General features: G+C 45.7%; 9 protein-coding genes. 7 read left to right on the forward strand and 2 right to left on the reverse strand.

Annotated elements, in window-relative coordinates:
* The first annotated feature begins 226 nt into the window (after positions 1-226).
* Both RAC86_RS29030 and RAC86_RS29035 read left to right on the forward strand, forming a co-directional pair.
* Positions 227-937 (forward strand): ABC transporter ATP-binding protein, encoded by a 711-nt coding sequence (locus RAC86_RS29030; protein WP_015714539.1) that lies wholly within the window; start codon positions 227-229, stop codon positions 935-937.
* The gene (locus tag RAC86_RS29035) at positions 934-2,091 is read left to right on the forward strand and encodes an ABC transporter permease (RefSeq protein WP_377886313.1); all 1,158 of its coding nucleotides are present in this window, start codon (positions 934-936) and stop codon (positions 2,089-2,091) included. The genes RAC86_RS29030 and RAC86_RS29035 overlap by 4 nt, the downstream gene beginning before the upstream one ends.
* 39 nt (positions 2,092-2,130) lie before the next feature.
* Here RAC86_RS29035 and pbuO read toward each other — a convergent pair whose 3' ends face one another.
* On the reverse strand, positions 2,131-3,429 hold the full coding sequence (gene pbuO, locus RAC86_RS29040) for a hypoxanthine/guanine permease PbuO (protein ID WP_014480583.1): 1,299 nt from the start codon (positions 3,427-3,429) through the stop codon (positions 2,131-2,133).
* A 96-nt stretch (positions 3,430-3,525) separates the two neighbouring features.
* Between pbuO and pepV the strand changes: the two genes are divergently transcribed.
* On the forward strand, positions 3,526-4,917 hold the full coding sequence (gene pepV / locus RAC86_RS29045) for a dipeptidase PepV (protein ID WP_377886315.1): 1,392 nt from the start codon (positions 3,526-3,528) through the stop codon (positions 4,915-4,917).
* A 33-nt stretch (positions 4,918-4,950) separates the two neighbouring features.
* Here the strand turns inward: pepV and cysK are convergent, their stop codons facing one another.
* The gene (gene cysK / locus RAC86_RS29050) at positions 4,951-5,886 is read right to left on the reverse strand and encodes a cysteine synthase A (RefSeq protein WP_377886317.1); all 936 of its coding nucleotides are present in this window, start codon (positions 5,884-5,886) and stop codon (positions 4,951-4,953) included.
* Between the two features lie 148 nt (positions 5,887-6,034).
* On the opposite strand from cysK, the gene thpR reads away from it, so the two are divergent.
* The 4 genes from thpR to pulA form a co-directional block, all read left to right on the forward strand.
* On the forward strand, positions 6,035-6,586 hold the full coding sequence (gene thpR / locus RAC86_RS29055; RefSeq protein ID WP_227057883.1) for an RNA 2',3'-cyclic phosphodiesterase: 552 nt from the start codon (positions 6,035-6,037) through the stop codon (positions 6,584-6,586).
* A 25-nt stretch (positions 6,587-6,611) separates the two neighbouring features.
* Positions 6,612-7,526: a hypothetical protein gene (locus RAC86_RS29060; RefSeq protein WP_029726421.1), complete on the forward strand. Its 915-nt coding sequence runs from the start codon at positions 6,612-6,614 to the stop codon at positions 7,524-7,526.
* 48 nt (positions 7,527-7,574) lie between these two features.
* The gene (locus RAC86_RS29065) at positions 7,575-8,504 is read left to right on the forward strand and encodes a YegS/Rv2252/BmrU family lipid kinase (RefSeq protein ID WP_377886318.1); all 930 of its coding nucleotides are present in this window, start codon (positions 7,575-7,577) and stop codon (positions 8,502-8,504) included.
* Positions 8,505-8,529: 25 nt separating this feature from the next.
* A partial coding sequence (gene pulA / locus RAC86_RS29070) for a type I pullulanase (RefSeq protein WP_377886319.1) occupies positions 8,530-10,626 on the forward strand: 2,097 nt, incomplete at its 3' end.

Here is a 10,626-nt window from a genome sequence, read left to right on the forward strand (position 1 = left end):
CGTACGAAATAGCAACAAAGGCAGACATCTGTAATTGTTAAAATAATTCGCCCTCATTATACACGATATTGCAGTGATGAATCTAGGGATAACTCCTATTAATTTTTTCCAATTCGCGTTGGGCAGCCATCCTTGTTGGATTACTATGTATTTCGGCTCAATATTATTATGGTTAAAGAAACTTTTTTTATTCTGTTTCGTAGTAAATTTTGGAGGTGGGTGAGTTTTGACAAATTTGCTTGAAGCTTCAATAGAACAGGCCGGGTATACAAGCCGAAAAAAAGTGCTCACCGATGTTTTTCTGGAAGTCAGAAAAGGGGAACTAGTTGGACTGATCGGAGCTAACGGCGCCGGAAAAAGCACCGCAATCAAGGCGATACTCGGCCTTTCAGAAGATTTTAAAGGGCATATTGCCTGGAACGACTGTTCATTTGCATATATTCCGGAGCATCCGTCCTTTTACGAAGAACTGACGCTGTGGGAGCATTTGGATCTGATCAGCACACTCCACGGCATTGAAGAGAGAGAATTTGCGCATCGGGCCCAAAGCCTGCTGCAGACGTTTTCGCTTGATCATGTCAAACATGAGCTGCCTGTCACCTTTTCGAAGGGCATGCAGCAAAAACTAATGCTTATCCAGGCCTTTCTCTCTAAGCCGGATATGTATGTGATTGATGAACCGTTTATCGGCCTTGATCCGATATCGACGAAACGCTTTGTGGACATGCTTAAGGCTGAAAAAGAACGTGGAGCCGGAATTCTGATGTGCACGCATGTACTCGATACTGCGGAAAAAATCTGTGACCGGTTTTATATGATTGAGAAAGGTTCATTATTTCTCCAAGGCACGTTAAAAGATATTCAGGACAAGACCGGATTAGAGGGGCAGTCATTGCTTGACTGTTTTTATAAGGCAGTTCAAGGTGATCGGCCATGAACGGGCGTACGCTCTTTTTTCGAAGGCTGTTTGACTATTACAAGTATCAGTTTAAAGTGTTGCATGCGGTCATTGACTGGACAGTCGCTCTCTATATTGTTTTGCCGGCGATTGCTTTTGTCATCTATCAGTATATTGATTTGATGAATGGAAGAGGCCTTCTTTATGAGTGGTCTGAAGTGGCGGAGTGGAGATGGCTGTACGCTGTGTGTGGGCTGATCATGTTTACAGGCTCGATTCGTACATTTTTAATGGAAGCGGACAAAGTGTTTTTGCTGCAAAAGAAGGAAATCATCTATCAGCTCAAACGGTACGCGCTTTTGTATTCTTTTCTGGTCACGATGGCTAAATGGCTGCTTCTCTTTTTCATTGTCCTTCCCTTGATCAGTCATTCTGTTCACATCACATTCGCAGAAAGCACTGCTCTATTGTGTTATTTGTTTGGCCTTCATATATTCTTTTTATCCTTAAAGCAAGACAGGATCAGAAAGCCGCGATCTATTTCGAGATGGATTGGCGATATCCTTGTCAGAGCTATTCTTTTTGCTGGTTCTGCTATCCTGATTGTTTTTACTGAGCGGCATTTGCTTGCGCTTTTTGGCATTTTATTTTTGCTTTTCTCAGTTATCCGCAGTTTGAAAAAGACGGCTTCGTTCACGGCTTTTGAAGCTGAGGTGACTGAAGAGAAAAAAAGCAGGCTTGCCCTTGCAGGACTTGTGATGATGATGAGTCAGGAGGCGGGAATGCCAAAAGTAAAAGACAGGATGAGAAGAAAACCGTTATTATACCGAAATTCAAAAAGGATATTTAAAAGGCGAACGATCTGCACAGGCTATAAGGAATTGTTTTTTAAAGTCATGCTGAGGAATGGCGAGTATGCGAGGCAGATGTACATGCTATTGTCAGCTTTCACCGTTCTCATATTTGTTTCCCCAATTTGGCTGAAGGTGATTGCGCTGCTGGTATATACAGGGGTTTGCCGTTATATCCTGACGCTTATTTTTGACAAGGTCATGGATGCCCCTTTTTTAATTGGCACCGATAAGGAAAGTGATGAATATTATCGGGCCAGAAAAAGCTGTATCAACATCCTGCACTATGCGTTTGCCGCCTGTTGTTTTTTAGCGGCCGCTGTCTCTTTATTGTTTACATAAAAAACCCAAACGGCGACGTTGGGGTTTTTTGGTCTATCCTTATAAAATAAACAGCTGGATGAAAAACAGAATGGCGAAAACGATGACGAGCGGATGAATCTCTCTCCATTTTCCCCGCGCCGCTTTTACAATTGGGTACGAAATAAAGCCAAGCGCGATTCCTGTAGAAATGCTCGAGGTCAAAGGCATGGCTAGAATGACGAGAAACGCAGGAAATGCCTCGTCCATCTCTTTCCAGTTCATATTGGAAACTGAGCCCATCATCAGGCTGCCGACGATAATCAAAGCAGGCGAGGTGATGGCGGCTATACCTGACAAGGCGCTGACAAGCGGACTGAAAAACATTGAAGCCGCAAACATCACCGCGACAGTCAAAGCCGTAAGCCCCGTTCTTCCCCCGGCTGCGACACCGGCGGAAGACTCGATAAATGCAGTCGTTGGACTTGTGCCGAAAACAGCTCCTACTGTCGTCGCTGTTGAATCAGCAAGCAGCGCTTTTCGCACGTTAGGCAGCTTGTTGTTTTTCATCAGCCCGGCTTGCTCGGCAACTCCGATCATCGTGCCTGTCGTATCAAAAATGGTGACTAATAGAAAAGAAAAGACGACAGCGTACAGGCCGTGATGAATGACATCGCCAAAAGCGGTAAATGGATTTGAGATCATCAATCCTTCCGGCAAATGAGGAAGCGACATAAATCCCTTTGGAAAATGGAGCTGACCGGTGAAAAAGGCGATCAAAGCGGTAGCTGCCATTCCGATAAATAAAGCGCCGCTTACATTCAGCACCATCAGGACCACGCTGATCAAAAGGCCGACCAGCGTTAAGATAACACCAGGTGAATGCAGATTGCCGAGAGTGACCAGGTTTGACTCATCAGCTGCCACAATGCCCGCTTGACGCAAACCGATAAAAGCAATAAACAGCCCGATCCCAGTTGTGATCCCGTATTTTAAATTGTTTGGAATCGCTTCTATAAGTTGTTTTCTTAAAGGCGTTAACGATAGAATAATGAAGAGAACCCCTGCTGTAAATACTGCGCTGAAAGCTGTTGCGTACGTGATGCCGCCATCGCTTGCGCTTACGACATGAAAGGCTAAATAAGCGTTCAAGCCCATGCCGGGCGCAATAGCAATCGGATAATTTGCTGCCAGGGCCATCCACAGCGTTCCGACAATGGAGGCAATAATCGTTGCGGTGAAAACCTGGTCGAAAGGAACCCCGGCGTTAGCCAGAATGACCGGATTGACCACGACGATATAGACCATTGTGAAAAAGGTCGTCAGCCCTGCTATGATTTCTTGCTTTATGGATGTTTGCTGCTCTTTTAGATGAAACATAGTATCCTCCAATTACGAACGTTTTAACAAAACACCATTAATATTATTCGTTTTATTTGGTTTTTGCAAGTCATTTCTTGCGGAAAGGGGATCATTATGAACTGGGAAGTTGAAGTGATCAGAAAAAAAGAGGATTTAATTCGTGATACGCAGGAATTTTTGAGAATCAACAGTGTCATGGACGAAACAACCGCCGGACCCGGTAAACCGTTTGGAGAAGGGGTAAACGCCAGCCTGACTTCATTGCTGGAGCTTGGAGAAAAAGAAGGCTTTACAACAAAAAATCTTGACGGCTTCGCAGGTCATATTGAATGGGGGGAGGGCGATGACATTATCGGCGTACTTTGCCATGTTGACGTCGTGCCGCCAGGAGATGGGTGGACGAGTGATCCATTTTCAGCTGAAATCCGCAACGGACGGATTTATGCAAGGGGCGCCATTGATGACAAAGGCCCGACAATGGCGGCATTCTACGCGCTGAAAATCGTGAAAGACATGAATTTGCCCCTGTCCAAGCGAGTCAGAATGATTATCGGAACAGATGAAGAGAGTGATTGGAGATGCGTAGAGCATTATTTCAAGCATGAAGAAATGCCAACAATGGGCTTTGCGCCTGACGCCGATTTTCCAATCATTAATGCGGAAAAAGGGATCATCGATGCTTCTTTACTTATACCGCACCGCCCAAATCAAGCAGAACCAAAGGCAGTGCTTGTCTCGTTTCAATCAGGCCTTCGCTTAAACATGGTGCCCGACGCTGCGGAAGCTGTCATTGAAGGGCCGAAAAAAGAAGAGATTCTGTCTTCATTTAAAGACATGCTCCGCACGACGGACCAAAAAGGGGAAGCTGCAATAGAGAACGGACAGCTCATTTTGCGTATGTACGGTCTTTCCTGCCATGCGATGGAACCGAACAATGGGATCAATGCCGGCATTTTATTGTGCGAATTTCTCCAGCAGACTGAGCTTGACGATGCAGGAAAGCGGTTTGTGCAAGTTGTGACAGATAAGTTCTTAGGTGATACAAGAGGAAAAAAACTGGACATCGACTGTGAGGATGAAATCAGCGGTGAGCTGACATTAAATGTCGGAACACTGCGCTATAAAGAAGGGCAAGGAGGCGAGCTCGGGATCAATATCCGCTATCCTGTGACAGCAGAAAGCAAAGCGATCCGCGATGCATTCGAAAGTGCATCTGAATTTGATCTGGGAGAATTCAAAGACAGCAAGCCGCATCACGTGTCCGCAGATCATCCGTTAGTCAAAACCCTGCAAAAGGTTTATGAAGGCCAGCTGGGTAAAAAAGCTGACTTAATCTCAATCGGCGGGGGGACATATGCGAGATCCTTAAAAGCCGGTGTCGCGTTCGGCCCGCTGTTCCCCGGACGCCCTGACAGCGCACACCAAAAGGATGAATATATCGAAATTGATGACCTGCTGAGATCGACAGCGTTATATGCTCAGGCCATTTACGAGCTTGCAAAATAAAAGGACCGGCTTCTGCTGAAGCCAGTCCTTTTTTTAAATAAATGACCATAAATCAGTTGATAAGTACCGTTCTCCTGTATCAGCTGTCATGCAGACTACAACTTTGTCAGGAGAGAGGCGTTTCGCTGTTTCGATTGCCGCGAAGCAGGCAGCGCCTGATGAAGGACCGACAAGAATTCCTTCTTCAGCAGCGAGCCGTCTTGTCGTCGTATACGCGTCTTCATCAGAGATTTTGATAATTTCATCATAAACTTCTTCATTTAAAATCGGCGGTATAAAGCCTGGGCTCGTTCCTACAAGTTTATGCGCGCCAGGTTTTCCGCCGGATAATACAGGCGAACCCGCTGGCTCAACAACATGAACCGTGATATCCGGAAAAAGCTCTTTGAGCGCCTCACCTGTTCCGGTAATGGTTCCGCCCGTTCCAGAGGAGGCGACAAAAGCGCCGAGCGGTTTTCCGATTTCCTCTATTGCCCGGGCGATTTCAGGCGCTGTTGTTTTCCGGTGCGCATCAGGATTGGCAGTGTTATCGAACTGCATTGGAATATAGCTGTTCGGAATTTGTTCGGCAAGCTCCTTCGCTTTTTTGATGCTGCCCGGCATTCTTTCCTCTCCGGGAGTTAATACAACCTCTGCGCCGTAAGCTTTAAGCAGGTTGATCCGTTCCTTCGTCATCGTATCAGGCATCACTAAGATTGCTTTATATCCGCGTGCTGCCGCATTCATGGCGAGCCCGATGCCGGTATTTCCGCTTGTCGGCTCTATAATAACTGATCCCGGCTTGAGTAAACCGTTTTGTTCAGCTTCTATGATCATTTGATAAGCGGCTCTGTCTTTCACACTGCCGCTCGGATTGAAAAATTCAAGCTTTAAATAGACTTGTGCCGCATTTTCCGGCTGAAGCCGATTCAATCTCACTAGCGGTGTATCTCCTATCAGATCAGCTGTGTTTGCAACGATTTTCAACATTGTCATTCCTTTCTGAATAAAACAAGTGTCATATAATATCCTAACATAATAAACGTTTGTGCGAGAGTGTTTTCATACACTGTTCCTCTATCCGCACAGCCTCTTTATTGATAAAATAATAGCTGTCAAAGAAGGGAGTGTCAGACGGATGCCAGATATACGGCCTCATTATTTCATCGGTGTTCCCATACCTGAGGGAATTGCAAATCCGATCTACCAGGCTGCGAAAAACGAACCGGTATTGGCGTTTCAAAAATGGGTGCACCCGCTTGACTATCATATCACGTTAATTTTTCTCGGAGCGGCGGATGAGACACAAATAAAGAAGCTTGAAGGTTCGCTAGCAGAGATTGCTTCAGAAATTGACCCATTTTCAATTGAGTTTGACAAGATAGATGTATTCGGCGACCGCAGAAGGCCGCGCGTTTTACATCTGGAGCCAAAGAAAAACAAAACGCTTGATAGACTGCGGGAACATACGAAGCAGGCTGTACTTCAGGCCGGCTTTCAAGTGGAAAAAAGACCGTATCATCCTCATATGACGCTGGCAAGAAAATGGACAGGCGAAAATGGATTTCCAGCTCATGTTCCGTTTGAAAGCGGCGAGGTTTCGATGATGGCTGAACGATTTTCGCTCTTTCAAATACACTTGAACCAATCACCAAAATACGAGGAAATATTCAAATTTCAATTATCTTAATTCATTGCGGAGTGGAGAAACAAACATGGCACAAATCATCAAAATTCATGATTATATATCAAGATATGAGCTTGATCCGTACCATTATATCAACCAGTTTGTACGTCTGAAAAAAGAGCGCTGGCTTTCACTAGTAGAAGCAGCGGAGCGCCAGCATGAAGAAAGGCAAGCCAGAGCTGAAGAACCGGAACCGGTGCAGAAACGAAAAAAATTTTCATTGAAAAGAAGAAAAGAAGAGATAAAAGCCGATATACAAGAAGAGAGACACCAATGGTTTGAGGACGAAGAAGATATTCATGTAAGGCTCCCGAAGAGCAGGGTGGCGCTTGCTTCTTTTTATAAAAGACATTTATATGATTTTCAGCTCAAATGGGCAAGCTCTACTCTTTCAGAAATATCTCAACTCTCAAACCAGGTGAAGCAGGACCGCATTTTGCGTTATCTGACCCAGCAGCTGCCTGATTCTTATTTTATTATGTATAAGCCTGTGCTGAAAATTCAGCAGGCGGCGGTTGAATTAAGCATTGTGATTATTTCTCCTCTGGAAATTTATTGCGTTTCTTTTTTAGAGGCTGAGGAAGACAGTGTCTACATAGGGTCTAAAAATCGTTTTTGGGACAAGAAAACAGCCTCTCAGACTGCATCAGTGTTAAATCCAGGGCTTAGCCTGTTTCGCACGGACTCGGTTGTGTCAAAGATCGTAAAGGAAAAACAGGCTGAGATCCCGGTTCGAAAATTGCTTCTGAGCAGAACGTCGTACATCGATTACCCGGAGCCGCCATACGGCTTAGAAATAGCGGATAAGCGGAGCGCGGAAGAATGGATTGAGCGGCAGAAGAAAAACACTGCTCCGATCAAACATCATCAGGTAAAGGCTGCAAAGGCTCTATTGTCTTACTGCATGTCTGACTCCTATCGCAGACAGGAGTGGCTGGAGTAAAAGAGAACGATTTGAGCGGTTTTCTCATAACATAAGCAGGTGAGAAAGATGAGCCATTGGTTTTTTATTATTAATCCGACAGCAGGACATCGAAACGGCCTGCGTGTTTGGAAGTCCATTCAAAAAGAATTGATCAAACGAAAGGTTGAGCACCGTTCATTTTTAACTGAACATCCGGGACACGCCGAGGTGCTCGCCAGACAGATTTCAACGATACAAGAATATAAGCTGAAGCGCCTGATCGTCATTGGCGGAGACGGAACCATGCATGAAGTTGTCAACGGGCTGAAAGATGTTGACGATATTGAACTGAGCTTTGTGCCGGCGGGCGCGTATAATGATTTTTCACGAGGGTTCTCTATTAAAAAAATCGATCTGATACAGGAAATCAAGAAGGTAAAGCGCCCGTTAACAAGAACCTTTCATTTAGGGAGCGTCAATTTCCTTCAGGATAAATCACAGATTCTTTATTTTATGAATCATATCGGGATCGGGTTTGACGCATATGTCAATAAAAAGGCGATGGAATTTCCGTTGAGACGGGTTTTTCTTTTTCTCCGCCTTCGATTTCTTGTGTATCCGCTTTCTCATTTGCACGCTTCGGCAACCTTTAAGCCGTTTACGTTAGCTTGTACGACGGAAGACGAGACGCGCGAATTTCATGATGTCTGGTTTGCCGTTGTATCCAACCATCCGTTTTACGGGGGAGGCATGAAGGCGGCGCCCCTAGCAAATCCGCGCGAGAAGACATTTGATATCATAATCGTTGAAAACCAGCCGTTTTTGAAAAAATATTGGCTTTTATGTCTCATGGCATTTGGAAAACATACAAAGATGGATGGCGTTACGATGTTTAAAGCGAAGGACATTACATTTTACACGAAGGACAAAATCCCGTTCCATGCTGACGGAGAAATCATGGGCACTACCCCGTTTCGTCTGGCATCTAGTCCTTCACCCCTAAGGATCAAAACATAAACGTGTTTGAAGGAGAGAGCTTCCGATGGTCAGCATCCGCCGCAGCTTCGAAGCGTATGTCGATGACATGAATATCATTACCATTCTGATTCCTGCTGAACAAAAGGAAATCATGACACCGCCGTTTCGGCTTGAGACAGAAACAACAGTTTTTCCTCTGGCTGTCAGGGAGGAATACTCCCTTGAAGCAAAATACAAGTACGTCTGCGTATCCGACCATCCTTTGACATTTGGAAAAATCCATTGCGTCAGAGCATCCAGCGGCCACAAAACGGATCTCCAAATTGGCGCGGTCATCCGGACGGCTGCGTTCGATGACGAATTTTATTATGACGGAGAGCTGGGCGCCGTTTATACCGCGGATCATACCGTATTTAAAGTATGGGCGCCTGCTGCAACCTCAGCTGCTGTCAAGCTTTCACACCCCAATAAAAGCGGGCGCACATTCCAAATGACTCGGATGGAAAAAGGCGTCTATGCCGTTACGGTCACAGGTGACCTTCACGGATATGAGTATTTGTTTTGCATCTGCAACAATTCAGAATGGATGGAAACCGTTGACCCGTATGCCAAGGCTGTGACTGTAAATGGAGAGAAGGGCGTCGTCTTGCGCCCGGATCAAATGAAATGGACTGCTCCTCTTAAACCATTCTCACACCCTGTGGATGCCGTCATCTATGAGACGCACCTTCGCGACTTCTCCATCCATGAAAACAGCGGCATGATAAACAAGGGAAAATACTTAGCATTAACGGAAACTGATACACAAACCGCAAATGGCAGTTCTTCTGGACTGGCGTATATAAAAGAGCTCGGTGTTACACATGTGGAGCTTCTTCCGGTGAATGATTTTGCCGGAGTTGATGAAGAGAAGCCGCTTGATGCATACAATTGGGGATATAACCCGCTTCATTTCTTTGCCCCGGAGGGAAGCTATGCCTCAAACCCTCATGATCCTCAAACGAGAAAAACAGAGCTGAAACAAATGATCAATACCCTGCATCAGCACGGTCTGCGAGTCATTCTGGATGTTGTTTTTAACCATGTGTATAAGAGGGAGAATTCCCCCTTTGAAAAGACAGTGCCAGGTTATTTTTTCCGGCACGACGAATGTGGGATGCCATCAAACGGCACCGGCGTTGGCAATGATATCGCATCAGAAAGAAGGATGGCAAGAAAATTCATTGCGGATTGCGTGGTCTATTGGCTTGAAGAATACAATGTTGACGGCTTCCGCTTTGATCTCCTCGGGATTTTAGATATTGACACCGTGCTTTATATGAAAGAGAAAGCAACTAAGGCAAAGCCCGGAATCCTGCTTTTTGGAGAAGGGTGGGATCTGGCTACACCGCTGCCGCATGAACAGAAAGCTGCTTTGGCGAACGCGCCAAGAATGCCGGGCATCGGCTTTTTTAATGATATGTTTCGTGACGCTGTAAAAGGGAACACCTTTCACCTTAAGGCAGCAGGGTTTGCGCTCGGCAGCGGTGAATCAGCACAAGCTGTGATGCATGGAATTGCCGGGTCTTCCGGATGGAAGGCATTAGCACCGATTGTTCCGGAACCAAGCCAGTCCATCAATTATGTCGAATCACACGACAATCACACCTTTTGGGATAAAATGAGCTTCGCGCTTCCTCAAGAAAATGACAGCCGAAAGCGAAGCAGGCAAAGGCTTGCAGCCGCGATTATTTTGCTTGCCCAAGGGGTGCCGTTTATTCACAGCGGCCAGGAATTTTTCCGGACGAAGCAGGGAGTGGAAAACAGCTATCAATCCAGTGACAGCATCAACCAGCTCGACTGGGATCGCCGTGAAACATTCAAAGAAGATGTTCACTATATCCGCAGGCTGATCTCGCTGAGAAAAGCGCATCCTGCATTCCGTCTTAGGTCCGCTGCAGACATCCAGCGCCATCTTGAATGCTTGACGCTAAAAGAACACCTTATCGCATACAGGCTTTATGATCTTGACGAGGTTGACGAATGGAAAGATATCATTGTTATCCATCACGCGAGTCCAGACTCCGTCGAGTGGAGGCTGCCAAACGACATACCTTATCGGCTTTTATGTGATCCATCAGGATTTCAGGAAGACCCGGCAGAAATCAAGAAAACGGTTGCA

This window comes from Bacillus sp. LR_5 (assembly GCF_042709275.1).

What these genes read in the sequence shown, in the direction of transcription:
- RAC86_RS29035 (WP_377886313.1), top strand. Translation starts at nt 934, where the DNA reads ATGAACGGGCGTACGCTCTTTTTTCGAAGGCTGTTTGACTATTACAAG.
- pbuO (WP_014480583.1), bottom strand. Translation starts at nt 3,429, where the DNA reads ATGTTTCATCTAAAAGAGCAGCAAACATCCATAAAGCAAGAAATCATA.
- pepV (WP_377886315.1), top strand. Translation starts at nt 3,526, where the DNA reads ATGAACTGGGAAGTTGAAGTGATCAGAAAAAAAGAGGATTTAATTCGT.
- cysK (WP_377886317.1), bottom strand. Translation starts at nt 5,886, where the DNA reads ATGTTGAAAATCGTTGCAAACACAGCTGATCTGATAGGAGATACACCG.
- thpR (WP_227057883.1), top strand. Translation starts at nt 6,035, where the DNA reads ATGCCAGATATACGGCCTCATTATTTCATCGGTGTTCCCATACCTGAG.
- RAC86_RS29060 (WP_029726421.1), top strand. Translation starts at nt 6,612, where the DNA reads ATGGCACAAATCATCAAAATTCATGATTATATATCAAGATATGAGCTT.
- RAC86_RS29065 (WP_377886318.1), top strand. Translation starts at nt 7,575, where the DNA reads ATGAGCCATTGGTTTTTTATTATTAATCCGACAGCAGGACATCGAAAC.